The sequence below is a fragment of the Marisediminicola sp. UYEF4 genome (assembly GCF_040546025.1).
Lineage (GTDB): Bacteria > Actinomycetota > Actinomycetes > Actinomycetales > Microbacteriaceae > Marisediminicola.
This window is the reverse complement of sequence record NZ_JBEPNA010000001.1, coordinates 240,484-262,379: the sequence shown is the minus strand read 5'-3', so window position 1 is coordinate 262,379 and position 21,896 is coordinate 240,484. Positions and strand designations below refer to the sequence as shown.

Sequence of the window (21,896 nt, the reverse complement as noted above, 5' to 3'; positions counted from 1 at the left end):
CGCCTGAGGGGTGATCCCGCAGGGACCAGGGGGAAGGGGTGAGCGGATGTCCGTGCTCGCAACCGCCCCCCTGCCGACATCGAATCGGGCGGCCCGGTTCGCCGGTCTCGACGGGCTGCGTGCGATCGCGGTCGGCGCTGTTCTCGTCTACCACCTGACGCCCGGGGTGCTGCGCGGCGGCTTTCTCGGCGTCGACCTGTTCTTCGTGATCAGCGGGTTCTTGATCACCTCGCTGCTGCTGCGCGAGCGCGGCGAGACGGGTCGCATCAGCCTCGTGACGTTCTGGCGGCGCCGGGCGAGGCGGCTGCTGCCCGCGCTCGGCCTGCTGCTGCTGGCGACCTGCTCCGCGGCCTGGCTCATCGGCGGCGACGTGCTGGTCGACCTCTCCCGCCAGGTGCTCGGGGCGCTGACCTTCAGCAGCAACTGGCTCGACATCACGGGCGACCGCAGCTATTTTGACACCACCTCCCCCGAGCTGTTCCGCAACCTCTGGTCGCTCGCCGTCGAGGAACAGTTCTACGTGGTCTGGCCGCTCGCCGTGCTGGCCCTCGCGCTGCTGCCCGGCCGGGTGTGGCGGCTGGCCGCGGTGGGGCTGCTGGCCGCGGCATCCGTCACGGCCATGGCGGTGCTCTACGTTCCCGGGGGCGACGCCACCCGGGTCTACTTCGGAACCGACACCCACAGCTTCGGGCTCACCATGGGCGCCCTCGTGGCCCTCGCGGCGCACGAGTGGGTGCCGCAGCGGTCGGGCTGGTCGCGGACTGCCCCGCGCTTCGCCCCTGCCGTCGCGGCCATCGGTCTCGCCGGAATTGCGGCGGCAATGGTCTTCCTGTCGGAGGATGCGCCGTTCGGCTACCGCGGCGGCCTCGCGCTGGTCTCGGTCCTTGCCGCGCTCACGATCGCCGCGGCGATCGTGCCCTACTCCCCCGTCGGTCGGATGCTGGATGCCGCCCCACTGCGCTGGGTTGGCGAGCGGTCATACGGCCTCTACCTCTGGCACTGGCCCGTGTTCATCCTCGTGCTGAGCGCGCTGCCGACCTGGCCGCGTTCGGGCGCGAGCGGCTGGGCGCTCGGAGGGATCGCCCTCGCGATCACGGTCGCCGCCGCCTGGTTCTCCCACCGGTTCGTGGAGCAGCCGGTGCGGCGCCACGGGTTCCGGGCGAGCCTGGCGGCGGTGGTCGGCCCGCTGCGCGGCTCGACCGGCGCATCCACCAGCGCATCCCGCCGACGCATCGTCGCCACGACCGGCGCGCTCGCCCTTGTCGGCGCGGGACTGGTCGGCACCGTCGCCGCCGTCGCCGCGAACCCGGTCACCAGCGACGCGCAGGCCAGAATCGAGCAGGGGCTGGATTCAATCGAGCGGCCGGGTGCTCCGGGCCGGCCGGGTGCTCCGGATGCCTCGACACCGCGGGACCAGACGACTCCCGCGCCGCTGCCGGGCGGGGACCAGATCACCGCGATCGGCGACTCCGTCATGCTCGCCTCCGCTCCCGAGCTGCAGGCCGCGTTCCCCGGCATCCAGATCGATGCGGTCGTCTCGCGCCAGCTCGCCCAGGCGCCGGCCCTGCTGACGACGCTGATGGATGCGGGCACTCTGCGTCCGGTCATACTCGTCGGGCTCGGCACCAACGGCCCGATCGACCGCGCGACGCTCGACGAGCTGCGCACGCTAGTCGGGCCGGCCCACCAGATTGTGGTGGTGAACGTCTACGCCCCGCGCGGCTGGACCGACGGCGTCAACGCGGCACTGACCAGCTTCGCGCGGCAGCACCGCGACGTGGAGCTCGCCAACTGGCGCGATGCGATCGCCGGGCAGCTGCCGCTGCTGGCACGGGACCAGATCCATCCCGGTTCCGAGGGCGGCGAGATCTACGCTGCCGTCGTGCGGGATGCGCTGCAGCGGCTCGCCGAGATCCCGCCGCTGCTGCGGCCGAACGACTACGGGCTGGCGCCACAGCCCGAGTAGCGGGTGCCCCGCACGGTTCCCCCGCGCGCTCACGCGCACGCTGTTCAGCCGCGTGTGTGAAATCGCACCAGCGCGACTGAACAACGCCCGCGTGAGCCGCCCCACGGCAGACGCCACGACACAACGCGAAAGCCCCGCGCCTCCCAGGGAGGCGCGGGGCTTTCGGTGCTCGTGTGAGCGTGCAGCGGATTCTACTTGGCGTCGGGGTCCGACGCGGTCTCGGCCGGAGCCCCGTCCGTTGCGGTCTCGTCGGCGGGAGCCTCGTCGGTCGCGGTCTCGTCAGACGCGGCGGCCTCCTCGGAGGGCTCCTCCTCGACGGGCTCCTCGACGACGACGGCCTTGGCCGGCTTGTCGGCCTTGGCCTTCGGCTTGGCGTTGACGGGCTCGAGAACGAGCTCGATCTGCACCATCGAGGCGTTGTCGCCCTTGCGGAAGCCGAGCTTCGTGATGCGGGTGTAGCCGCCCTCACGGTGCTCGACGAGCGGCGCGATCTCGGTGAAGAGCTCGTGGATGACGCTCTTGTCGCCGATGATGCCGAGGGCACGACGACGGTTGTGCAGATCGCCCTTCTTGGCGAAGGTGATCAGGCGCTCGGCGACGGGGCGAAGGCGCTTGGCCTTCGTCTCGGTCGTCTTGATGCTCTTGTGGGTGAACAGGGCGGCGGCGAGGTTCGCGAGCATGAGACGCTCGTGAGCCGGCCCTCCACCGAGGCGCGGACCCTTAGTAGGTGTAGGCATTGTGTTCTATCTCCGTCAATCTTGAATGTGAGTCGTCGCGAGCGACGAGACTAGTTGGTCTCTTCGACGGCGTCGTCATAGCCGCTGTAGAAGTGGGCTCCATCGAAGCCGGGAACGGTGTCCTTGAGAGACAGTCCCATCTCGACCAGCTTGTCCCTGACCTCATCCACCGACTTCTGTCCGAAGTTGCGGATGTTCATGAGCTGCGTCTCCGACAGTGCGACGAGTTCGCTCACGGTGTTGATGCCCTCGCGCTTGAGGCAGTTGTAGCTGCGCACGGAGAGGTCGAGGTCCTCGATCGGCATGCTCAACTCGGTGGAGAGAACGGCGTCGACCGGCGCGGGGCCGATCTCGATGCCCTCTGCGGCCGTGTTGAGCTCGCGCGCCAGACCGAACAGCTCGGTGAGGGTGCGGCCGGCGGATGCGATGGCGTCGCGCGGGGTGATCGCGGACTTGGTCTCCACATCGACCACGAGGCGGTCGAAGTCGGTACGCTCACCGGCACGAGTCGCCTCGACGCGGTAGGTGACCTTGAGCACGGGCGAGTAGAGCGAGTCGACCGGAACCTGGCCGGCCTCGCTGAATTCGCTGCGGTTCTGGGTCGCCGACACGTAGCCGCGGCCACGCTCGATCGTCAGCTCGAGTTCGAACTTCGCCTTGTCGTTGAGCGTCGCGATGACGAGCTCCGGGTTGTGGATTTCCACACCGGCCGGCGCCGAGATGTCGGCAGCGGTGACCTCACCGGCGCCCTGCTTGCGCAGGTAGGCGGTGATCGGCTCGTCGTGCTCGCTGGAGACGACGAGGCCCTTGATGTTCAGGATGACCTCGGTGACGTCTTCCTTCACCCCGGGAACCGTGCTGAATTCGTGGAGCACTCCGTCGAGGCGGATGCTGGTGACAGCGGCGCCGGGGATCGAGGAGAGCAGGGTGCGGCGAAGCGAGTTGCCGAGCGTGTAACCGAAACCGGGTTCGAGCGGCTCGATGATGAACCGCGAGCGGAACTCGGTGATGTTCTCTTCGGTAAGAGTTGGACGCTGTGCAATCAGCACTGTTGATTCCTTTCGGCGAAGTGTCCGCTATTTGACACTTGGGGCTCCCGACTGGATGGCGGCCCAGTCGTGTATTGAGTTGTGGTGAAGTACGGGGCATGCCGGGTAGTGGGGCGCGTGCGCGCTCCCGCCACCCGGCAGCCAAGGAAGAGCAGTGTTAGACGCGGCGACGCTTCGGCGGACGGCAACCGTTGTGCGCCTGGGGCGTCACATCGTTGATCGAACCGACCTCGAGGCCAGCGGCCTGAAGCGAACGGATTGCGGTCTCGCGACCCGACCCCGGTCCCTTCACGAAGACGTCGACCTTCTTGACACCGTGCTCCTGCGCCTGGCGGGCGGCGGACTCCGCCGACAGCTGCGCGGCGAACGGGGTCGACTTGCGCGAACCCTTGAAGCCGACCGTGCCGGAGGATGCCCAGCTCAGAACGGCCCCGGTGGGGTCGGTGATGGTGACGATGGTGTTGTTGAACGTCGACTTGATGTGGGCCTGGCCCACGGCGACGTTCTTCTTCTCTTTACGACGCGGCTTACGAGCGGCCGATTTTGGTGCTGCCATTGTTTTCTCCTAAAACTTGTATGGCGATACGAGCAATGCTCGCTATCGGGCCTTCTTCTTGCCGGCGACGGTGCGCTTCGGGCCCTTGCGGGTACGAGCGTTGGTCTTGGTGCGCTGTCCGTGGACCGGAAGTCCACGACGGTGACGGATGCCCTGGTAGCTCCCGATCTCGACCTTGCGGCGGATGTCGGCTGCGACCTCACGACGAAGGTCACCTTCTACCTTGAAGTTGACCTCGATGTAGTCACGAAGTGCGATGAGCTGGTCATCGGTCAGATCCTTGACGCGGATCTCGCCGCTGATCCCGGTGTCGGCGAGCGTTTTGAGGGCGCTCGTACGGCCAACGCCGTAAATGTAGGTCAGTGCAACTTCCACGCGCTTATCGCGCGGAATGTCTACGCCTGCTAGACGTGCCATGGTGGCTTCTCCTGCTGTGTGAATGGAGGTCTGTAGCGGTTCCTGTGCAGTGGCCTCCAACCACTGGTGTCCCCCTCGTGAAAGGGATCCGGACCGCTATTTTCTGTGTTCAGTTGCGTACTGCGAGCCGCGTTCCGGGGGTATTAGCCCTGGCGCTGCTTGTGGCGGGGATTCTCGCAGATGACCATGACGTTGCCGTTGCGACGGATGACCTTGCACTTCTCGCAAATCGGCTTGACGCTGGGGTTGACCTTCATAGTGATTCCTTGTGTTCGCTGTCTTCGTACCCGCCGGAACCCGGCTGGCCGTTACTTTCCAGCATCCGCACCCGAAGGCCGGCTACTTGTAGCGGTAGACGATCCGGCCGCGGGTCAGGTCGTACGGGCTCAGCTCTACGATCACGCGGTCCTCAGGAAGGATCCGGATGTAGTGCTGGCGCATCTTTCCCGAGATGTGGGCAAGAACACGGTGGCCGTTGGTCAGCTCAACGCGAAACATCGCGTTGGGAAGAGCTTCGACTACTGCGCCCTCGATCTCGATGACACCGTCTTTTTTCGCCATATCCTCTTCGTCGCTAAAATATTGTGTTTGCTGGTCGTGCGTTGGATTATGGTGGCCGCCACGGCGGGAAATCCCGAACGTGGAGCGCGCGTGAACGCGCCCAAGACACCAAAGAGCAAGCTTAGGCGATGGTGGCCCGTTTCGGCAACTCGCCTTTATACTCACCCCCAGGCAATGCGGCCCGGGGCGCGCCGTGCCGGCCGAATCAGCGCGCTGCGGCCTGTTCGGCCGCGACAACCTCGACGACCGGGCCGTACGGCTCAGTGCCGGGCTCGAGGCCGGTGACCGTGGAAGTGAAATCCGCTGCACTGAGGTCGCGGAGCAGTTCCCGCATCCGCACGCTCTCGGGGTCATCGGGCAGGTCGAACCGCAGTGCGGCTCCCATCGCCCGCACGAGCGCGGCGGGTGTTCCGCCCGCGGCGGCGAGCTGGGTGGCGGGCGAGACGAACCGTTCGTTGCGGCCGAGTTTGCGCAGCGGCTGGCGGCCAACCCGTGCCGGGGTGTCGGGAAGCTGGGGGTTGGCGAAGCGCACGAGCGTGCGAGCGACGTAGTCGGCATGCTCCGCGGGGTCGAAGCCGTGTTTGCCGACGAGCAACTCGGAGGTCTCGTCGAGCACCGCGCGCACCTGGGCGAGCACCTCGGGAATGGCGACAGCCTGCGCGAGCGACTCCGCGCCGTGCACGAAGCCGTGGTACGCGACCGTCGCGTGGCCGGTGTTGACGGTGAAGAGCTTTCGCTCGATATACGGGGCGAGATCGGCGACGAAGTGCGCGCCAGGAATGGAGGGAACGTTGTCACCGAACGGCGGGCTCTCGATCGCCCACTCGAAGAAGTCCTCCACCGTGACGTCGAGGCCGCCGGCGCCCGCGACCTGCGGCACGATGCGGTCGACGGCGGTGTTGGCGAAGATCGCCCGAGCGGCCAGCCAGACGTTCGGGCGATCTCCCAGCACCTGGCCGACCTCGCGCTCGAGCAGGTCGGTGGCGCCCAGGGCGTTCTCGCACGCCATGACGGTGAGCGGCGGCATCCCGGCGGGCCGCGTCTCGATCCCCGCGGCGATCACCGGGGCGACGAAGCGGAGGATGTTCGCACCGACTGCGGTGGTGACGACCTCGGCCGTCGCGATCTCATCGATGACCGCCAGCTCGTTCGAGCGGCTGTTGAGGGCGCGGTAATTGTTCACGGTGCGGGTCGCCGCGTTCGCGCCGACCTCGTGCACCTGGTAGCTGGGCGCCGCCGCGAGGGCGTCGATCACCCCGGCATCCACATCGGCGAAGACGACCTCGTAGCCCGCGTTGTGCAGGATCAGGCCCACAAAGCCGCGCCCGATGTTGCCGGCGCCGAAGTGCACCGCCTTCATGCGTTCACGTCGCCGAGCAACTCGAGCATGGCATCGGCCGAGTCGGCGTCCAGAAGCTTCTGCACCTCGTCGTCGTCACTGAAGATGATGGCGATCTTCGAGAGGATCTCCATGTGCCCGCCCTCCTTGCCGGCGATGCCGACGACGAAGCGAACCTCGTTACCGTCCCAGTCGATCGGGGCGGCGTAGCGCACGAACGAGAGCGCGGAGCGGAGGATCGTGTCCTTGCCCTCGTTCGTGCCATGCGGGATAGCCAGAAAGTTGCCCATATAGGTCGAGGTCATCGCCTCTCTCTCGAACATGAACGCGAGATACTCGTCCGTCACGGCCCCGGCCTCCAGGAGGATGGCGCCGGCCTCCCGGATCGCCTCCTCCTTGGTGGAGGCCGATCCGGCCGAGACTATCTGTGACTGGTCGAGCACGTTCTCGTTCATTTTGTTCCTCACTCGCTTGCTTGTCTGGCTATCCCGGACTGCCCGCTAGAGCTGCTGCTCTGTGACTAGGCTAACCACCTCGTCATACTTCGGGCTGGACATGAAGTTGTCCACCGAAATGTGCGCGGCCCTGGCGTTCTTCTGCTTGGCCCGGTCCGTGAGGTCGGCGTGGGTGATGATCAGGTCCTCGCTGCCGTCGAGGTTGGCGATCGACATGTTGGTGACCGTCACGCCCTCCACTCCGGCCTTGGTGAGCTTGTTGCGCAGCACACTGGCACCCATCGCGCTCGATCCCATTCCGGCGTCGCAGGCGAAGACGATATTGCTGATCCTCGTCTGTGTCGTTCCGGATCCGGCGAAGAGGGTGCTCGTGACCGAGCTTTCCTTGCCCTTGAGGTCGTTCATCTTGGCGGCTCCGGCGACGAGGCCGTCGTTGCCCGACTCGAGCAGTTCGAGGTCGCGCTTGCGGCTGGCTCGCAGGATGATCGCGGCGATGAGGAACGAGACCGACGCGGCACCAATGACCGAGAGCACCACACCGACGTAGCTGTCAGTCGGCGTGTTGATCAGCACCGCGAAGATGCTGCCCGGTGATGCCGGAGCACGCAGGCCCGAGCCGAACGCGACGTTGATCGCGATGCCGGTCATGCCTCCACCGATCATGGCGGCGATGAGGATCGGCTTCATCAGCACGTACGGGAAGTAGATCTCGTGAATACCACCCAGGAACTGGATGATGATCGCGCCCGGTGCGCTCGCCTTGGCGATTCCGGTTCCGAAGAACATGAACGCCGCGAGGAGGCCGAGGCCGGGGCCGGGGTTCGCCTCGAGGAGGAAGAGGATCGACTTGCCGGTCTCGGTCGACTCCTGCACACCGAGCGGCGTGAGGATTCCCTGGTTGATGGCGTTGTTGAGGAACAGCACCTTGCCGGGCTCGATCAGCAGGCTGGCAAGTGGCAGCAGGCCGGCGGTGACGAGGAAGTCCACCGCCGAACCGATGGCGTTGCTGAGCGCCGTGACCGCCGGTGCGATTCCGAAGAACGCCCCGAGGGCGACGAGCATACCCAGGATGCCGGCGGCGAAGTTATCGACGAGCATCTCGAAGCCGGGCTTGATCTTCCCTGCCCAGATCTTGTCGACCTGCTTGATGAGGTAGGCCGCGAGCGGTCCCACGATCATCGCGCCGATGAACATCGGGATGTCGGTGCCGACGATGACACCCATGGTGCCGATCGAGGCCACGACACCACCGCGGGTGCCGTAGACCATACGGCCGGCAGTGTTCGCGATGAGCAGCGGCAGCAGGAAGATGATCATCGGGCCGACGAGCTCGGCGAGCGACTCGTTCGGGGTCCATCCTGTCGGGATGAAGAAGGCGGTGATGAGGCCCCAGGCGATGAAGGCCGAGATGTTCGGCATGATCATCCCGCTGAGGAAGGCGCCGAAGCGCTGGATTCCTACCCTCCAGCCCGGCTGCGCGTTCACCTCGCCGGTCTTTGTGGTTGACGTCGTCGTCATGGTGTGGCTCCTCTTTCTAGGGTGTGCTGTGGATTGCGGGGTGGAATTAAGCGGCGTCGTGGTCGGTCGCAAGCAGCGCGACGAGTTCGGCGATGGCCTCCTCGGCCCCGTCGCCCTCGGCCGTGAGGGTGACCTCGTCGCCCAGCTCGATGCCGAGCGAGATGACGCCGAGGATGCTCGCGGCATTGACCGACTTGCCGGCCTTCGCGATCTGCACCGCGAAGCCCGACTTTGAGGCTGCCTGGGTGAAGAGCGACGCCGGTCGGGCGTGAAGGCCGTGAGCGGATGCGATGATGACAGACTGTTCAGCCATGGTTGCTTTCTGTTGGGGCGCCCTGTTCGAGCACGAGATCGACCGCGACGGCGGCGCCGGTCGCGTTGAAGGCCAGTGACGGCAGAAGCGTGACGGGGACTCCGGCGGTCGCGCTCGCGGCGCGGATCGACGGGAACGCCGCGGCGAGGTGATGCCCGACGAGCACGAAGTCGGTGTCGGCGAGGGACGCGGGGAGGTCGTCGGTGCTTCCGGCCCGGATGGTCAGGGCGAGGTCGCGGGCGGATGCGTCTTTGCGCATCCAGTAGACGAGGAACGAACTCGAGGCGCCAGCCCCGCAGACGACGAGTATTCGTGTCATTGCACGCCTCCTTGCGTCCGGTCCATCCCGTTGCCCAATACTGGCCCGGCAGCCGCATCCGGGGCCAGCAGGTTTTCTTCCGCTCCCCCGGAAGGTGCCCGCATGCGGCACGATGACCCCGGGAGTGGTTGACTTGTCTACGAGGGCTTTCGACAACGTCGGCGCAACGATCAAAGGAGATCTCCGGATGCAGCCCCCGGAGGGCAGCAGATGAGCGACAGGCACGAGAGGCTACTGGGCTACCTGTCGCTCAGCGACGGCTGGGTGACCGCCGCCGAGCTCTCCGACCACCTCGGCGTGAGCACGAGAAGCGTGCGCAGCTACGTGACTGCGGTCAAGGCATCCGCCGCCCCGCTCGAGGTCATCGCGTCGTCGACGAGCGGCTACCGGCTCAATCGCGACCTCTACTCCTCCTTCCTCGCCCAGCGCACACGCGCGCCGGAGAGCGAGTCGCCGCGCGATCGCATCTACCACCTGCTGCGCCGGCTCGGCGACGCCCCCGCCGGACTCGACATCTACTCCCTCGCCGACAGCATGTACGTGAGCGAGTCGACCATCGAGTCGGACCTGCGCAAGCTCAAGGCCGAACTCGACGGGTCCGAGCTCGTGCTCTCCCGGCAGGAGGCGATCGTGCGCATCTCCGGCTCCGAGCTGGACCTGCGCCGGCTGCTCAGCCGCATGTTCCGCGACGAGGGCGCCCAGGGGTTCCTCGAGCTCGAGAGCATCGAGCAGGAGTTCGAGTCGTCGAATCTGCGCGGCTTCAAGACCGACCTGATCGAGATGCTCGACTCGCACGGCTATTTCGTCAACGAGTACGGCATCAACAACGTTCTGCTCCACGTGGCGATCGCCGTGGACCGAAGAAAGAAGAACCAGCTGGCCAGCGCCGTGCCGGGGACGGACGCTGCGCCGCAGGACATCGCCGCCGAGCTCGCCCGCCTCATCGAGCGGCACTTCGATGTCGCGCTCGGGCAGGATGACGTCGACTACCTCGTGCTGCTGCTCACCACAAGGGTCGTCACACGCAGCGCCCGCGGCAACCTTCCGCCATTCGCCGCCGGAACCGTGTCCGACCCCCATGTCGAAATCGTCACCCGCATCGTGGAGCGTGTCAGCGAGGAGTACCTCGTCGACCTCGACGACAACGACTTCATCGCGCGACTGGCACTGCACGTGGGCAGCCTCATCGTGCGCGCGCAGGACAAGTCGTACTCGCGCAACCCGATGACCCGCTCGATCAAGACGGCGTACCCGATGATCTACGAGCTCGCGGTCTTCATCGCGAGCGAGGTGCAGCGCGAGGCGACGATCGTCATCAACGACGACGAGATCTCCTACATCGCGCTGCACGTCGGGTCGTACCTGGAGCGGGAGTCGCGACGCGAGGAGCGCGTGACCTGCGCCATCGTCTGCCCGAACTACTACGACATGCACCTGCTGCTGCGCGAGCGGCTGGAGGCAGTACTCGGCACCGAGATCCAGATCGACACCGTGATCACCCGCACCGACGTCGACTGGTCAACACTCGCGACCGACCTCGTGCTGACGACAATCTCGCCCGGCACCTTTGCCGACAACGTCGTGCCGATCCAGCCGTTCCTCACCGACAACGACATCGACTCGGTGCGCCGGGCGATCAGCCGGGTGCGCCGACAGCGCCGGCGCGCGCGGCTCAAGGAGGACCTGCTTCTGTTCTTCGACGAGGCCCTCTTCGTGCGCAACGTGAGCGGCACCGACGAGGAGTCGGTGATCCGCGAGCTCGGCGGCCGGATGGTCGCATCCGGCATCATCGACGAGGCCTATCTCGATGCCGCGATCGAGCGCGAGCGGATGTCATCGACCGCGTTCACCGACAATCTCGCGGTGCCGCACGCGATGACCATGACAGCCAAGCGGACCGCGATCTGCATCGCCGTGAACGAGACCCCGATCAGCTGGGGCGAGAACCGCGTGAACGTCGTCGCCCTCGCCGCGTTCAGCGCGACCGACCGCACCACCTTCCAGGCGATCTTCGACCAGTTCGTCTCAGTCTTCGCCGACCGTGACGATGTTCACCAGCTCGTGCGCCGCGCGGTCGACTTCCCCTCGTTCATCGAGGAGATCGTGCGCGGAATCGACAAGTAGGCCGCCTCTGCCGGTTGAGCAGCTCGCGCGGCCCCTGCCGGTTGAGCGGGTCGTGCAGCGACCGTGTCGAAACCCGTGCCGGGACGGATGCACTTGGGCGGGGTTCGGGGCCGTGGGCGGCCGCCCCGGTTCCCGCCGAGTCCCCTGTGTCGCGAAAGTCGGAACCCCGGTGGATCTGCCGGTCCGCATCCGCCGAAACACGTCAATTTCCGCGATGACTCCGACTTTGGCGACACCGGCCGGACTCTACCAACGCCGACTACGGAGTAGGGGTTCCTTGCCGGCGCATCCGAACGACCACCACTGCGACTCGGCGCGATCCTGGCGCAGGCACGGGTTTCGACACGCGCGCCAGAGCGCGCTGCTCAACCGGCAGGGAACGATTGTGCCCGTTTGTGACATCCGCGCCCGGACGAGTGGGCGCAATTGTCACAAACGGGCGCTCACACCACGCGGCCTCCGCGCGTTGAGCAGGTCGCGCAGGTCCCGCAGGTCGCGCAGGTCCCGCAGGTCCCGCAGGTCCCGCAGGTCCCGCAGGTCCCGCAGGTCGAGCAGGTCGCGCAGGTCCCGCAGGTCCCGCAGGTCCCGCAGCGACCGTGGCGAAACCCGCCGCAGTAACGAGGTTTTGACACCCGCCCCAGAGCGCGCTGCTCAACCCGCAGAAATTGCCAGAGCGCCGCAGAAACCCTCAGGCGATCGGGGTCGGCGTCACGCCGAACGGCGCGAGCCCGGCCGCCCCGCCGTCCTCCGCCGTGAGCACCCAGATGCCGTCCTTGTGCACGGCGACGGAGTGCTCCCAGTGCGCTGCCATCGTGCCGTCGGCGGTCGCGACGGTCCAGTCGTCCTCGCGAGTCCGGGTGTCGATGCCGCCAAGGGTGACCATGGGCTCGATCGCGACGACCAGGCCGGGCTTCACCGCCGGGCCTCTGCCGCGCACCCGGTAGTTGAACACGGGCGGGTCCTCGTGCATCGAGCGCCCGATGCCGTGTCCGGTGTAGTCCTCGAGGATGCCGAAGGTGCCGTGGCCGTCGACGTAGTCTTCGATCGCGGCCCCGACCTCGTTCAGGTGGCGGGCACGCGAGAGTGCGGCGATGCCGGCCCAGAGCGACTGCTCGGTCACCGACGAGAGGTTCTCGCGCTCGCGCACGACCCCGGGCCGGGAGGCATCCGGAACCACCGCGGTGAACGCGGCGTCGCCGTTCCAGCCGCCGAGCTCGGCCCCGCAGTCGATTGACACGATGTCGCCGGGTGCGAGCATGCGCCCTCCGGGGATGCCGTGCACCACGTCATCGTTCACCGAGGCGCAGATGGTGTGCCGGTAGCCCACCTCCAGCATGAAGTTCGGCGCGGCACCCGCGGCTCTGATGCTGGCCTCGGCGATCGCGTCAAGCTCGAGCGTTGTGATGCCGGGGCGAATCGCGTCGCGCACCGCCCGCAGCGCCGCAGCCGTGATGAGCCCGGGCTGCACCAGGAGCCGCAACTGCGCGGGCGTCTTGTAGATCGAGCGAAGCGCCACGCCTAGACGGCGGGAACGGCGCCGGGACGCTGGATGCCGTGCGCCGCGAGTGCCGCGGTGATGCGGCCCTCGACCTCGTCGATCTCACCGATGCCGTCGACCTCGACCAGGAGGCCCTTGTCGCTGTAGGCGGCGACGAGCGGCGCGGTCTCGCGGGCGAAGACATCCTGGCGGTGACGGATGGCCTCTTCCGAGTCGTCCATCCGGCCCTGTTCGACGGCGCGCTTGCGCAGCCGCGTGACGACCTCGTCGGTGTCCGCGACGAGCTGGATGACGCCGTCAAGGCTCTGCCCGCGCCCGGCCAGCAAGTCGGTGAGGTACGCCACCTGGTTGAGCGTGCGCGGGTAGCCGTCGAGCAGGAAGCCCTCGAGGGCATCCTCCTCCGAGAGGCGACTCGCGACGAGCTCGTTGGTCAGGGAGTCGGGAACGTAGTCGCCGGCGTCGACGATCGCCTTGACCTGAGTGCCGAGCTCGGTGCCGGTACGGATGTTGTGGCGGAAGATGTCGCCCGTCGCGATCGCGGGAATGCCGAAGTCGGCGGCCAGCTTCGCCGCCTGGGTGCCCTTGCCCGCCCCGGGGGGACCGACGATGAGCAGACGGGGCTTGGTGCCCTGGGTGAACGCGATCATCGGAGCAGCCCTTCGTAGTGACGCTGTTGAAGCTGCGAGTCGATCTGCTTGACCGTTTCGAGCCCGACACCGACGATGATCAGGATGCTCGCACCACCGAACGGGAAGTTCGCGTTGGCCCCGACCGTCGCCAGTGCGATGAGCGGGATGAGGGCGATGAAACCGAGGTAGAGCGAACCGGGCAGCGTCACGCGGGTGAGCACGTAGTCGAGGTATTCGGCCGTGGGACGTCCGGCACGGATTCCGGGGATGAAGCCGCCGTACTTCTTCATGTTGTCGGCGACCTCCTCCGGGTTGAAGGTGATGGCCACGTAGAAGTACGTGAACCCGACGATCAGCAGGAAGTAGAGCGCCATGTACAACGGGTTGTCGCCCGAGGTCAGATTGTCGGAGATCCACTGCACCCACGGCGACGGGGCTCCTCCGCCGGCCGGCTGGTTGAATTGGCCGACGAGCGCGGGCAGGTACAGCAGCGACGAGGCGAAGATGACGGGCACGACGCCTGCCATGTTGACCTTGATCGGGATGTAGGTGTTGTTGCCGCCGTAGGTGCGGCGACCGACCATGCGCTTGGCGTACTGCACCGGGATGCGTCGCTGCGACTGCTCGACGAATACGACGGCGGTCATGATCACGAGGCCGACGGCGAGGACGAGGAGGAAGACCTCGAAGCCCTGCGACGCCTGGATGCCCCAGAGTGCGGAGGGGAACGTGGCGGCGATCGAGGTGAAGATCAGCAATGACATTCCATTGCCGACGCCGCGCTCGGTGATGAGCTCACCCATCCACATGATGAGGCCGGTGCCCGCAGTCATCGTGATGACCATCAGCAGTGTCGCGTACCAGGACGGGTCGATGATGAGGTTCGCACACTCGGGAGCGCCGCTCGTCGAGGGGAACAGCGCGCCGCTCCGGGCGACCGTGATGAGGGTGGTCGACTGCAGGATGGCGAGCGCGATGGTGAGGTAGCGGGTGTACTGCGTGAGCTTCGCCTGGCCGGACTGGCCCTCCTTGTGGAGGGTGTCGAAGTGCGGGATGACGACGCGCAGCAGCTGCACGATGATCGACGACGTGATGTACGGCATGATGCCGAGCGCGAAGACCGAGAGTTGAAGGAGGGCGCCACCGCTGAAGAGGTTGACGAGCTCGTAGAGGCCCGTCGTGCCGTCATTCGAGGCGATACACGCCTGCACGTTGCCGTAGTCGACAAACGGTGCGGGGATGAAGGAGCCGAGTCGGAACAACGCGACGATACCGAGCGTGAACCCGATCTTCCTTCGAAGGTCGGGCGTGCGGAAGATCCGCGCTACGGCTCTGAACACGAGTCCTCCAGGTTAGTTCTGATGAAGCAGGAGGGGTGACCCTTGCGGGCCACCCCTGAAACTTGCGTCTCTTGCGACTACTTGACGGAACCGCCGGCAGCAACGATCTTCTGTTCGGCAGAGCCGGACACCTTGTCGACTGCAACTTCCAGCTTAACCGCAATGTCACCCGACCCAAGAATCTTGACCTTCTCGTTCTTGCGCACGGCACCCTTGGCGACGAGGTCGAGGATCGTGACCTCACCACCGGAGGGGTAGAGCTCGGCGAGCTTCTCGAGGTTCACGACCTGGTACTCGACGCGGAACGGGTTCTTGAACCCGCGCAGCTTCGGAGCACGCATGATGAAGTTGATGTTTCCACCCTCGAAGCCGGGGCGCATCGTGTAGCGCGCCTTCGTGCCCTTGGTACCGCGACCCGCGGTCTTACCCTTGGATCCCTCACCACGACCGACACGCATGCGGTCTTTCTTCGCGCCGGGGGCCGGGCGAAGGTGGTGCATCTTGAGAACCTGCGGGCGAGCCACGACCTCGGCGGCCGGAGCCGCCTTCTTCTTGGCCGGAGCCTTCGTGGCCGGAGCCTTCGTCGCCGTCGCCTGCGCGGCAGCGCCCTCGGCAGCATCCGACTTCGCGGCGGCGGGCTTCTTCGCTGCGGGCTTCTTCGCTGCGGGCTTCTTCGCGGCGGGCTTCTTCGCGGCGGTCGCCGCGGTGTCTGCCTTGGCGGTTGCCGGCTTCTTGGCTGCAGCCTTGGGGGCGGCGGCCTTGTCAGCGGTGGCCTTGGCCGGAGCCTTGGCGGGTGCCTTCTTCGCGGCTGGCGTGGTTTCTTCAGCCATTAGTCAATCTCCTCGACGCGAACCAAGTGAGCGACGGTACGGACGTAGCCGCGATTCTGCGAATTGTCTTCGCGAATCACGACCGAGCCGATGCGCTTGAGCCCGAGGCTCCGCAACGTGTCGCGCTGGTTCTGCTTTTCACTAATTTTGGACTTGATCTGGGTCACCTTCAGGCGCGCGGCCATCAGACACCTGCCTTCGTGTCAGCCTGGGCGCGCAGGAGGCGCGCGGGCACGACATGCTCGACCGGAAGGCCACGACGTGCGGCGACCGCAGCGGGCTCTTCGAGCTGCTTGAGGGCAGCAACGGTGGCATGAACGATGTTGATCGTGTTCGACGAGCCGAGCGACTTGCTCAGGACGTCGTGGATGCCGGCGCACTCGAGCACCGCGCGGACCGGACCACCGGCGATAACACCGGTACCGGCGGATGCGGGACGCAGCAGCACGACGCCGGCTGCGGCCTCACCCTGCACGGGGTGCGGGATCGTCGCGGCGACGCGAGGAACGCGGAAGAAGTTCTTCTTCGCCTCCTCGACGCCCTTGGAGATCGCGGTAGGCACTTCGCGCGCCTTGCCGTAGCCGACTCCAACGAGACCGTTACCATCGCCGACGACGACGAGAGCGGTGAAGCTGAAGCGACGACCACCCTTGACGACCTTCGACACGCGGTTGATCGTGACGACACGCTCGAGGAACTGGCTCTTCTCGCTGTCGCGCGATCCGCGCTGCTGGTTCGGGTTGCGCTCACGGCCGCCACGACGAGCCTCGCGAGGCTCGGCGGCGTTGTTGTTCTCAGTTCCGGCTGCCGTCTCGACAACCGCGGTCTGAACGACTGCGGTCTCTGTCGATTCGGGCGCCACGACTGCTTTGGGCTCCACGGCCTGCTCCTTGTTTGTCGATGCGTCGCTCACAGGTCCAACCCGCCTTCCCTGGCGCCGTCCGCAATGGCCGCAACGCGACCCGCGTACTTGCTGCCACCACGGTCGAACACGACGGCGTCGATTCCGGCGGCCTTCGCGCGCTCGGCGACAAGCTCGCCGACCTTGCGTGCCTTGGCGGTCTTGTCACCGTCGAAGGTGCGCATGTCGGCCTCGAGGGTCGACGCCGACGCGAGGGTGAAACCCTTGCTGTCGTCGATGACCTGCACGAAGATGTGACGAGCCGACCGGGTGACGGAGAGACGCGGACGCGCCTCGGTGCCAACGACCTTCTTGCGAAGACGTGCGTGTCGGCGGCCCTTGGCGGCCGACTTGCTCTTGCCTCTAGTTCCGAGAGCCATTTCTACTTACCACTCTTTCCGGCCTTGCGGCGGACTACCTCGCCTGCGTAGCGCACACCCTTGCCCTTGTAGGGCTCTGGCTTGCGCAACTTACGAATGTTTGCGGCGACCTCTCCGACGGCCTGCTTGTCGATGCCGTGCACCGTCAGCTTCGTGTTGCCTTCGACAACAAAGGAGATGCCGGCGGGGGGAGCGACGACGACCGGGTGCGAGAAGCCGAGGGCGAACTCGAGGTTCGCGCCCTTCGCCGCCACGCGGTAACCGGTACCGACGATCTCGAGACCCTTGGAGTACCCAGTGGTCACACCGATGATCTGGTTGGCGATGAGCGTGCGGGTCAGGCCGTGCAGCGAGCGCGATTCGCGCTCGTCATTCGGACGCGTGACGAGCAGCTGACCGCCGTCGAGGCTGACCTCGATGGGCTTCGCGACGGTGAGGTTCAGCTCACCCTTCGGACCCTTGACGGTGACGGCAGAGCCGTCGACCTTGACGTCGACCCCAGCAGGGATCTCGATGGGGAGTCTTCCGATTCGTGACATATTCGGCTACCACACGTAGGCGAGGACTTCCCCACCCACGCCTTTCGAAGTTGCCTGGCGGTCCGTGAGGAGGCCAGAGGAAGTCGACAGGATCGCGACGCCGAGGCCACCGAGAACGTGAGGGATCTCCGTGGACTTGGCGTAGACGCGCAGTCCGGGCTTCGATACGCGCTTGATGCCCGCGATCGAACGCTCGCGGTTCGGGCCGTACTTCAGGTCGATGGTCAGGGTCTTGCCGACGCGGGCATCCTCGATCTTCCAGCCGGCGATGTAGCCCTCTTTCTTGAGGATCTCCGCGATGTGGGACTTGAGGTTGCTGCTCGGGAGCGACACGGAATCGTGGTACGCCGAGTTCGCGTTGCGCAGTCGGGTCAGCAGATCTGCGACCGGATCTGTCATTGTCATTGCGTTTGTTTCCTAATCTCGTCTGGTTTCGACGCCCGTTACGCGGGCGCCGACCTGGTCGATCGGTGGTGCAGGGGTGTTACGGAGTGTTCTCTGCAGTGCGGAACGGGAAGCCGAGCGCCTTGAGCAGCGCGCGACCCTCGTCATCGTTCCTCGCCGTGGTGACGACAGTGATGTCGAAACCGCGGACGCGGTCGATCTTGTCCTGATCGATCTCGTGGAACATCGACTGCTCCGTGAGGCCGAACGTGTAGTTGCCGTGACCGTCGAACTGCTTGTCCGACAGGCCGCGGAAGTCGCGGATACGCGGGAGCGCGAGCGACAGGAGCCGGTCGAGGAACTCCCAGGCGCGGTCGCCACGAAGCGTGACATGGGCGCCGATCGGCTGGCCTTCGCGCAGCTTGAACTGTGCGATCGACTTGCGAGCGTTCGTGACGACGGGCTTCTGGCCCGTGATCGCGGTGAGGTCCTTGACGGCCCCATCGATGACCTTGCCATCGCGCGCGGCCTCGCCGACACCCGTGTTGACGACGATCTTCACGAGTCCGGGCACCTGGTGCACGTTCGTGAACCCGAAGTCCTTGAGCAGCTGGGCCGAGATCTCGGTCTTGTACTTCTGCTTGAGGCGCGGCTCGATCTTCGCAGCCTTCTCCGCAGTTGTCGTGTCAGTCATTACAGGTCCTCACCTGACTTCTTGGCGTAGCGAACGCGCACGGTCTTGCCGTCGTCGTTCTTCTCCACGCGGAAGCCGACGCGAGTCGGCTTCTTGGTCTTGGGGTCGACGAGGGCGACGTTCGACACGTGGATCGGTGCCTCCATCTGCTCGATGCCACCGGTCTTGCTGCCGCGCTGCGTCTGTCCGACGCGAACGTGCTTGGTGACGAAGTTGATTCCCTCGACGATCACGCGGTTGCGCTCGACGAGAACCTCGAGCACGCGCCCCTGCTTGCCGCGGTCGCCGCCGCGGTCCTGCCGGCGGCCGTTGAGGACCTGAACCAGGTCCCCCTTCTTGATGTTCGCCATGATTAAATAACCTCCGGTGCGAGCGAGATGATCTTCATGAACTTCTTGTCACGAAGCTCGCGGCCGACCGGCCCGAAGATGCGGGTACCACGGGGGTCCCCATCAGCCTTCAGGATGACGGCGGCGTTCTCGTCAAACTTGATGTACGAGCCGTCTGAACGGCGCGTCTCCTTCTTGGTGCGAACGATGACGGCCTTGACGACGTCACCCTTCTTGACGTTGCCGCCCGGGATGGCGTCCTTGACGGTGGCGACGATGACGTCGCCGAGGCCGGCATAGCGGCGGCCGGAGCCACCGAGAACGCGAATCGTGAGCAGCATCTTGGCGCCGGTGTTGTCGGCGACCTTGACTCTGGATTCCTGCTGAAGCATCTTGTGTCCTTATTTTCTAAGCAAGCCGAGGCTTACTTAGCCTTCTCGAGGATCTCGACCAGGCGCCAGCGCTTCGTGGCGCTGAGCGGACGGGTCTCACTGATGAGAACGAGGTCGCCGATGCCGGCCGAGTTGGCCTCGTCGTGGACCTTGACCTTGGACGTTCGGCGGATGACCTTGCCGTACAGCGGGTGCTTGACGCGGTCCTCGACCTCGACGGTGATGGTCTTCTCCATCTTGTCGCTGGTCACGTAACCGCGACGCTCCTTGCGCTGTCCGCGCGCGTTCACGTCCTTGACGTCGTGAGCGGCGTGCTCGCCCGCGGTAGTTTCCGTGGTCTTAGCCATTACTTCGCCTCCTCGTTCTTGTCAGTGGACGCTGCCTCGTCGGCGGGCGCCTCTACGGCGGCATCCGCCTTGGACTTCTTCTTCGCCTTGGTCGCCTTGGGAGCGACCTCGAGCGGAGCAGGGGTGGCACGGATGCCGAGCTCGCGCTCGTGGATCACCGTGTAGATACGGGCGATGTCGCGCTTGACGGCGCGCAGGCGACCGTGGCTCTCCAACTGTCCCGTGGCGGACTGGAAGCGCAGGTTGAACAGCTCTTCCTTGGCCTTCTTGAGTTCGTCGACGAGCCTGCCGTCTTCAAAAGTATCGAGCTCGACTGTGGCGAGCTCCTTGGAACCGATCGCCATTATGCGTCGCCCTCCTCGCGCTTGATGATGCGTGCCTTGAGGGGCAGCTTGTGAATGGCCCGGGTGAGGGCTTCGCGCGCGACATTCTCGGGAACACCGCTGAGCTCGAAGAGCACGCGTCCCGGCTTGACGTTGGCGATCCACCACTCGGGGGAACCCTTACCGGAACCCATGCGGGTCTCGGCGGGCTTCTTGGTGAGCGGGCGGTCGGGGTAGATGTTGATCCACACCTTTCCACCACGCTTGACGTGACGCGTCATCGCAATACGAGCGGCCTCGATCTGGCGGTTGGTGACATAGGCGGGGGTGAGCGCCTGGATGCCGTACTCGCCGAACGAAACCGTCGTGCCACCAGTCGCCTGGCCACTACGGCCGGGGTGGTGCTGCTTGCGGTGCTTGACCTTGCGGGGAATCAACATTACTTTTCTGCTCCCACTGCTGCCGGGGCAGCTTCGGTTCTCGGAGCTGCGGCACCGCGACGCGGTCCACCATCACGGCCGCCGTCACGGCGGTCGTCGCGGCGGTCCGGACGCGAGGACTTGGCGTTGGCCTGCTCGCGAGCGAGCTCCTTGTTGGTGATGTCGCCCTTGTAGATCCAGACCTTCACGCCGATGCGGCCGAACGTCGTCTTGGCCTCGTAGAAGCCGTAGTCGATGTTGGCGCGCAGGGTGTGCAGCGGAACGCGACCCTCACGGTAGAACTCCGAGCGGCTCATCTCCGCGCCGCCGAGGCGACCGGAGACCTGGATGCGGACACCCTTGGCTCCGGCGCGCTGGGCGCCCTGGAGGCCCTTGCGCATCGCGCGGCGGAAGGCCACGCGAGCGGTGAGCTGCTCGGCGATGCCCTGAGCGACGAGCTGAGCTTCTGCCTCGGGGTTCTTCACCTCGAGGATGTTCAGCTGGATCTGCTTGCCCGAGAGCTTCTCGAGGTCGGTGCGAATACGCTCCGCCTCGGCGCCACGTCGACCGATCACAATGCCCGGACGGGCGGTGTGGATGTCGACGCGGACGCGGTCGCGGGTGCGCTCGATCTCGATGCGCGCCACTCCGGCGCGGTCGAGGCTCGTCTTGAGCAGGTTGCGGATCTTGATGTCTTCGGCGACGTAGTCGCTGTAGCGCTGTCCGACCTTCGTGCTGTCAGAGAACCAACGCGACACGTGGTCGGTGGTGATACCCAGACGGAAGCCGTAGGGATTTACTTTCTGGCCCATTACTTCTTTCCTGCCTTCTTCGGCTGCGCTGCACCGGTCGCGACGGCCGTCTCATCTGGCGTGGCCAGGACGATCGTGATGTGACTGGTGCGCTTCAGGATCTGGAACGCGCGTCCCTGTGCACGGGGCTGGAAACGCTTGAGCGTTGTTCCCTCGTCGACGTAGGCCGACGAGACGAACAGGTCCTGCTCGTCCAGGTAGCTGTTGCTCGCGTCGGCTTTCACCTTGGCGTTCGCCATCGCCGAAGCGACGAGCTTGTACACCGGCTCGCTCGCACCCTGGGGCGCGAACTTCAGGATGGCCAAGGCCTCCATAGCCTGCTTGCCGCGGATCATGTTGACGACACGACGAGCCTTGGTGGGGGTGACGCGAATGTGCTTCACGCGAGCGATGGATTCAACCATTTCTCTACTCCTCCTTCCGCCACCGCGTTAGCGGCGGCGACCCTTCTTGTCGTCCTTCACGTGTCCACGGAAGGTGCGGGTGGGAGCAAACTCTCCGAGCTTGTGCCCAACCATCGTCTCGGTGACGAACACCGGGATGTGCTTGCGACCGTCGTGCACCGCGATGGTGTGACCCAGCATTGCCGGGATGATCATCGAGCGGCGCGACCAGGTCTTGATCACGTTCTTGCTGCTGGCGGCGTTCGCGCCGACTACCTTGCGAAGCAGGTGGTCGTCAACGAAGGGGCCCTTCTTGAGACTGCGTGGCATCCTCTACAACTC

31 protein-coding genes are annotated in these 21,896 nt (G+C 66.0%); 2 read left to right on the top strand and 29 right to left on the bottom strand.

Translation table 11 applies throughout. The annotated features are described in order from the left end of the window. The first annotated feature begins 46 nt into the window (after positions 1-46). Entirely contained in the window at positions 47-1,966 is a 1,920-nt protein-coding gene (locus ABIB15_RS01285; protein ID WP_354474640.1) for an acyltransferase family protein, read from the top strand. A gap of 191 nt (positions 1,967-2,157) precedes the next feature. On the opposite strand, the gene rplQ is transcribed toward ABIB15_RS01285, so the two are convergent. The 11 genes from rplQ to ABIB15_RS01230 all read right to left on the bottom strand — a co-directional run bounded on the left by rplQ (position 2,158) and on the right by ABIB15_RS01230 (position 9,230). Continuing rightward, a complete protein-coding gene (rplQ, locus tag ABIB15_RS01280; RefSeq protein ID WP_354474638.1) occupies positions 2,158-2,703 on the bottom strand; it encodes a 50S ribosomal protein L17 in 546 nt (181 codons plus the stop codon). 50 nt (positions 2,704-2,753) lie between these two features. Then, positions 2,754-3,752 (bottom strand): DNA-directed RNA polymerase subunit alpha, encoded by a 999-nt coding sequence (locus ABIB15_RS01275; RefSeq protein WP_161885429.1) that lies wholly within the window; start codon positions 3,750-3,752, stop codon positions 2,754-2,756. Between the two features lie 157 nt (positions 3,753-3,909). Further along, a complete protein-coding gene (rpsK, locus tag ABIB15_RS01270) occupies positions 3,910-4,308 on the bottom strand; it encodes a 30S ribosomal protein S11 (protein WP_161885428.1) in 399 nt (132 codons plus the stop codon). A 42-nt stretch (positions 4,309-4,350) separates the two neighbouring features. After that, a complete protein-coding gene (gene rpsM / locus ABIB15_RS01265) occupies positions 4,351-4,725 on the bottom strand; it encodes a 30S ribosomal protein S13 (RefSeq protein ID WP_161885427.1) in 375 nt (124 codons plus the stop codon). Positions 4,726-4,868: 143 nt separating this feature from the next. Continuing rightward, entirely contained in the window at positions 4,869-4,982 is a 114-nt protein-coding gene (gene rpmJ, locus ABIB15_RS01260) for a 50S ribosomal protein L36 (protein WP_354474636.1), read from the bottom strand. 82 nt (positions 4,983-5,064) lie between these two features. Next, positions 5,065-5,286: a translation initiation factor IF-1 gene (gene infA / locus ABIB15_RS01255; RefSeq protein ID WP_055811571.1), complete on the bottom strand. Its 222-nt coding sequence runs from the start codon at positions 5,284-5,286 to the stop codon at positions 5,065-5,067. Between the two features lie 205 nt (positions 5,287-5,491). Further along, positions 5,492-6,646 (bottom strand): mannitol-1-phosphate 5-dehydrogenase, encoded by a 1,155-nt coding sequence (locus tag ABIB15_RS01250; RefSeq protein ID WP_354474635.1) that lies wholly within the window; start codon positions 6,644-6,646, stop codon positions 5,492-5,494. Then, positions 6,643-7,080 carry a PTS mannitol transporter subunit IIA gene (locus ABIB15_RS01245; RefSeq protein ID WP_354474633.1) on the bottom strand — a complete coding sequence of 146 codons (438 nt, stop codon included), beginning with the start codon at positions 7,078-7,080 and terminating at the stop codon, positions 6,643-6,645. Before ABIB15_RS01245 ends, ABIB15_RS01250 begins: the two co-directional genes overlap by 4 nt. A gap of 45 nt (positions 7,081-7,125) precedes the next feature. Then, entirely contained in the window at positions 7,126-8,598 is a 1,473-nt protein-coding gene (locus ABIB15_RS01240; RefSeq protein ID WP_354474632.1) for a PTS mannitol transporter subunit IIBC, read from the bottom strand. 46 nt (positions 8,599-8,644) lie between these two features. Next, a complete protein-coding gene (locus tag ABIB15_RS01235) occupies positions 8,645-8,911 on the bottom strand; it encodes an HPr family phosphocarrier protein (RefSeq protein ID WP_354474630.1) in 267 nt (88 codons plus the stop codon). Continuing rightward, positions 8,904-9,230, bottom strand: a complete 327-nt coding sequence (locus ABIB15_RS01230; RefSeq protein ID WP_354474628.1) for a PTS sugar transporter subunit IIB — start codon at positions 9,228-9,230, stop codon at positions 8,904-8,906. Before ABIB15_RS01230 ends, ABIB15_RS01235 begins: the two co-directional genes overlap by 8 nt. Positions 9,231-9,440: 210 nt before the next feature. Between ABIB15_RS01230 and ABIB15_RS01225 the strand changes: the two genes are divergently transcribed. Beyond that, positions 9,441-11,354: a BglG family transcription antiterminator gene (locus tag ABIB15_RS01225; RefSeq protein ID WP_354474627.1), complete on the top strand. Its 1,914-nt coding sequence runs from the start codon at positions 9,441-9,443 to the stop codon at positions 11,352-11,354. 688 nt (positions 11,355-12,042) lie between these two features. On the opposite strand, the gene map is transcribed toward ABIB15_RS01225, so the two are convergent. The 18 genes from map to rpsS all read right to left on the bottom strand — a co-directional run bounded on the left by map (position 12,043) and on the right by rpsS (position 21,884). Then, positions 12,043-12,870 (bottom strand): type I methionyl aminopeptidase, encoded by an 828-nt coding sequence (gene map / locus ABIB15_RS01220; RefSeq protein WP_354474626.1) that lies wholly within the window; start codon positions 12,868-12,870, stop codon positions 12,043-12,045. A gap of 2 nt (positions 12,871-12,872) precedes the next feature. Then, a complete protein-coding gene (locus ABIB15_RS01215; RefSeq protein WP_354474624.1) occupies positions 12,873-13,499 on the bottom strand; it encodes an adenylate kinase in 627 nt (208 codons plus the stop codon). Then, entirely contained in the window at positions 13,496-14,821 is a 1,326-nt protein-coding gene (secY, locus tag ABIB15_RS01210) for a preprotein translocase subunit SecY (protein WP_354474622.1), read from the bottom strand. The genes ABIB15_RS01215 and secY overlap by 4 nt, the downstream gene beginning before the upstream one ends. Positions 14,822-14,898: 77 nt before the next feature. Further along, positions 14,899-15,651, bottom strand: a complete 753-nt coding sequence (rplO, locus tag ABIB15_RS01205; protein ID WP_354474620.1) for a 50S ribosomal protein L15 — start codon at positions 15,649-15,651, stop codon at positions 14,899-14,901. Further along, positions 15,651-15,836: a 50S ribosomal protein L30 gene (gene rpmD, locus ABIB15_RS01200; protein ID WP_354474619.1), complete on the bottom strand. Its 186-nt coding sequence runs from the start codon at positions 15,834-15,836 to the stop codon at positions 15,651-15,653. The genes rplO and rpmD overlap by 1 nt, the downstream gene beginning before the upstream one ends. Beyond that, positions 15,836-16,513 carry a 30S ribosomal protein S5 gene (rpsE, locus tag ABIB15_RS01195; protein WP_354475116.1) on the bottom strand — a complete coding sequence of 226 codons (678 nt, stop codon included), beginning with the start codon at positions 16,511-16,513 and terminating at the stop codon, positions 15,836-15,838. The genes rpmD and rpsE overlap by 1 nt, the downstream gene beginning before the upstream one ends. A gap of 47 nt (positions 16,514-16,560) precedes the next feature. Then, positions 16,561-16,932, bottom strand: coding sequence for a 50S ribosomal protein L18 (rplR, locus tag ABIB15_RS01190; RefSeq protein WP_161885414.1), 372 nt, complete (start codon positions 16,930-16,932; stop codon positions 16,561-16,563). Between the two features lie 2 nt (positions 16,933-16,934). Next, a complete protein-coding gene (gene rplF / locus ABIB15_RS01185; RefSeq protein WP_354474618.1) occupies positions 16,935-17,471 on the bottom strand; it encodes a 50S ribosomal protein L6 in 537 nt (178 codons plus the stop codon). A gap of 6 nt (positions 17,472-17,477) precedes the next feature. Further along, the gene (gene rpsH, locus ABIB15_RS01180; RefSeq protein ID WP_354474617.1) at positions 17,478-17,876 is read right to left on the bottom strand and encodes a 30S ribosomal protein S8; all 399 of its coding nucleotides are present in this window, start codon (positions 17,874-17,876) and stop codon (positions 17,478-17,480) included. 79 nt (positions 17,877-17,955) lie between these two features. Beyond that, positions 17,956-18,549 carry a 50S ribosomal protein L5 gene (gene rplE, locus ABIB15_RS01175; protein ID WP_354474615.1) on the bottom strand — a complete coding sequence of 198 codons (594 nt, stop codon included), beginning with the start codon at positions 18,547-18,549 and terminating at the stop codon, positions 17,956-17,958. Then, complete coding sequence (gene rplX, locus ABIB15_RS01170; RefSeq protein WP_161885410.1) at positions 18,549-18,899, bottom strand: 50S ribosomal protein L24; 351 nt, start codon at positions 18,897-18,899, stop codon at positions 18,549-18,551. The genes rplE and rplX overlap by 1 nt, the downstream gene beginning before the upstream one ends. Positions 18,900-18,901: 2 nt before the next feature. Beyond that, positions 18,902-19,270 (bottom strand): 50S ribosomal protein L14, encoded by a 369-nt coding sequence (rplN, locus tag ABIB15_RS01165; protein ID WP_354474614.1) that lies wholly within the window; start codon positions 19,268-19,270, stop codon positions 18,902-18,904. Between the two features lie 32 nt (positions 19,271-19,302). Then, on the bottom strand, positions 19,303-19,617 hold the full coding sequence (gene rpsQ / locus ABIB15_RS01160; protein WP_354474613.1) for a 30S ribosomal protein S17: 315 nt from the start codon (positions 19,615-19,617) through the stop codon (positions 19,303-19,305). After that, a complete protein-coding gene (gene rpmC, locus ABIB15_RS01155; RefSeq protein ID WP_161885407.1) occupies positions 19,617-19,961 on the bottom strand; it encodes a 50S ribosomal protein L29 in 345 nt (114 codons plus the stop codon). The genes rpsQ and rpmC overlap by 1 nt, the downstream gene beginning before the upstream one ends. Then, a complete protein-coding gene (gene rplP / locus ABIB15_RS01150; RefSeq protein ID WP_161885406.1) occupies positions 19,961-20,380 on the bottom strand; it encodes a 50S ribosomal protein L16 in 420 nt (139 codons plus the stop codon). The genes rpmC and rplP overlap by 1 nt, the downstream gene beginning before the upstream one ends. Then, positions 20,380-21,171, bottom strand: a complete 792-nt coding sequence (rpsC, locus tag ABIB15_RS01145; RefSeq protein WP_161885405.1) for a 30S ribosomal protein S3 — start codon at positions 21,169-21,171, stop codon at positions 20,380-20,382. The genes rplP and rpsC overlap by 1 nt, the downstream gene beginning before the upstream one ends. Beyond that, on the bottom strand, positions 21,171-21,575 hold the full coding sequence (rplV, locus tag ABIB15_RS01140; protein ID WP_354474610.1) for a 50S ribosomal protein L22: 405 nt from the start codon (positions 21,573-21,575) through the stop codon (positions 21,171-21,173). The genes rpsC and rplV overlap by 1 nt, the downstream gene beginning before the upstream one ends. A 27-nt stretch (positions 21,576-21,602) precedes the next feature. Then, on the bottom strand, positions 21,603-21,884 hold the full coding sequence (gene rpsS / locus ABIB15_RS01135) for a 30S ribosomal protein S19 (protein ID WP_161885403.1): 282 nt from the start codon (positions 21,882-21,884) through the stop codon (positions 21,603-21,605). Between the last annotated feature and the right edge of the window lie 12 nt (positions 21,885-21,896).

What these genes read in the sequence shown, in the direction of transcription:
- ABIB15_RS01285 (WP_354474640.1), top strand. Translation starts at nt 47, where the DNA reads ATGTCCGTGCTCGCAACCGCCCCCCTGCCGACATCGAATCGGGCGGCC.
- rplQ (WP_354474638.1), bottom strand. Translation starts at nt 2,703, where the DNA reads ATGCCTACACCTACTAAGGGTCCGCGCCTCGGTGGAGGGCCGGCTCAC.
- rpsK (WP_161885428.1), bottom strand. Translation starts at nt 4,308, where the DNA reads ATGGCAGCACCAAAATCGGCCGCTCGTAAGCCGCGTCGTAAAGAGAAG.
- rpsM (WP_161885427.1), bottom strand. Translation starts at nt 4,725, where the DNA reads ATGGCACGTCTAGCAGGCGTAGACATTCCGCGCGATAAGCGCGTGGAA.
- rpmJ (WP_354474636.1), bottom strand. Translation starts at nt 4,982, where the DNA reads ATGAAGGTCAACCCCAGCGTCAAGCCGATTTGCGAGAAGTGCAAGGTC.
- infA (WP_055811571.1), bottom strand. Translation starts at nt 5,286, where the DNA reads ATGGCGAAAAAAGACGGTGTCATCGAGATCGAGGGCGCAGTAGTCGAA.
- ABIB15_RS01250 (WP_354474635.1), bottom strand. Translation starts at nt 6,646, where the DNA reads ATGAAGGCGGTGCACTTCGGCGCCGGCAACATCGGGCGCGGCTTTGTG.
- ABIB15_RS01245 (WP_354474633.1), bottom strand. Translation starts at nt 7,080, where the DNA reads ATGAACGAGAACGTGCTCGACCAGTCACAGATAGTCTCGGCCGGATCG.
- ABIB15_RS01240 (WP_354474632.1), bottom strand. Translation starts at nt 8,598, where the DNA reads ATGACGACGACGTCAACCACAAAGACCGGCGAGGTGAACGCGCAGCCG.
- ABIB15_RS01235 (WP_354474630.1), bottom strand. Translation starts at nt 8,911, where the DNA reads ATGGCTGAACAGTCTGTCATCATCGCATCCGCTCACGGCCTTCACGCC.
- ABIB15_RS01230 (WP_354474628.1), bottom strand. Translation starts at nt 9,230, where the DNA reads ATGACACGAATACTCGTCGTCTGCGGGGCTGGCGCCTCGAGTTCGTTC.
- ABIB15_RS01225 (WP_354474627.1), top strand. Translation starts at nt 9,441, where the DNA reads ATGAGCGACAGGCACGAGAGGCTACTGGGCTACCTGTCGCTCAGCGAC.
- ABIB15_RS01215 (WP_354474624.1), bottom strand. Translation starts at nt 13,499, where the DNA reads ATGATCGCGTTCACCCAGGGCACCAAGCCCCGTCTGCTCATCGTCGGT.
- rplO (WP_354474620.1), bottom strand. Translation starts at nt 15,651, where the DNA reads ATGGCTGAAGAAACCACGCCAGCCGCGAAGAAGGCACCCGCCAAGGCT.
- rpmD (WP_354474619.1), bottom strand. Translation starts at nt 15,836, where the DNA reads ATGGCCGCGCGCCTGAAGGTGACCCAGATCAAGTCCAAAATTAGTGAA.
- rplR (WP_161885414.1), bottom strand. Translation starts at nt 16,932, where the DNA reads ATGGCTCTCGGAACTAGAGGCAAGAGCAAGTCGGCCGCCAAGGGCCGC.
- rplF (WP_354474618.1), bottom strand. Translation starts at nt 17,471, where the DNA reads ATGTCACGAATCGGAAGACTCCCCATCGAGATCCCTGCTGGGGTCGAC.
- rpsH (WP_354474617.1), bottom strand. Translation starts at nt 17,876, where the DNA reads ATGACAATGACAGATCCGGTCGCAGATCTGCTGACCCGACTGCGCAAC.
- rplE (WP_354474615.1), bottom strand. Translation starts at nt 18,549, where the DNA reads ATGACTGACACGACAACTGCGGAGAAGGCTGCGAAGATCGAGCCGCGC.
- rplX (WP_161885410.1), bottom strand. Translation starts at nt 18,899, where the DNA reads ATGGCGAACATCAAGAAGGGGGACCTGGTTCAGGTCCTCAACGGCCGC.
- rplN (WP_354474614.1), bottom strand. Translation starts at nt 19,270, where the DNA reads ATGCTTCAGCAGGAATCCAGAGTCAAGGTCGCCGACAACACCGGCGCC.
- rpsQ (WP_354474613.1), bottom strand. Translation starts at nt 19,617, where the DNA reads ATGGCTAAGACCACGGAAACTACCGCGGGCGAGCACGCCGCTCACGAC.
- rpmC (WP_161885407.1), bottom strand. Translation starts at nt 19,961, where the DNA reads ATGGCGATCGGTTCCAAGGAGCTCGCCACAGTCGAGCTCGATACTTTT.
- rplP (WP_161885406.1), bottom strand. Translation starts at nt 20,380, where the DNA reads ATGTTGATTCCCCGCAAGGTCAAGCACCGCAAGCAGCACCACCCCGGC.
- rpsC (WP_161885405.1), bottom strand. Translation starts at nt 21,171, where the DNA reads ATGGGCCAGAAAGTAAATCCCTACGGCTTCCGTCTGGGTATCACCACC.
- rplV (WP_354474610.1), bottom strand. Translation starts at nt 21,575, where the DNA reads ATGGTTGAATCCATCGCTCGCGTGAAGCACATTCGCGTCACCCCCACC.
- rpsS (WP_161885403.1), bottom strand. Translation starts at nt 21,884, where the DNA reads ATGCCACGCAGTCTCAAGAAGGGCCCCTTCGTTGACGACCACCTGCTT.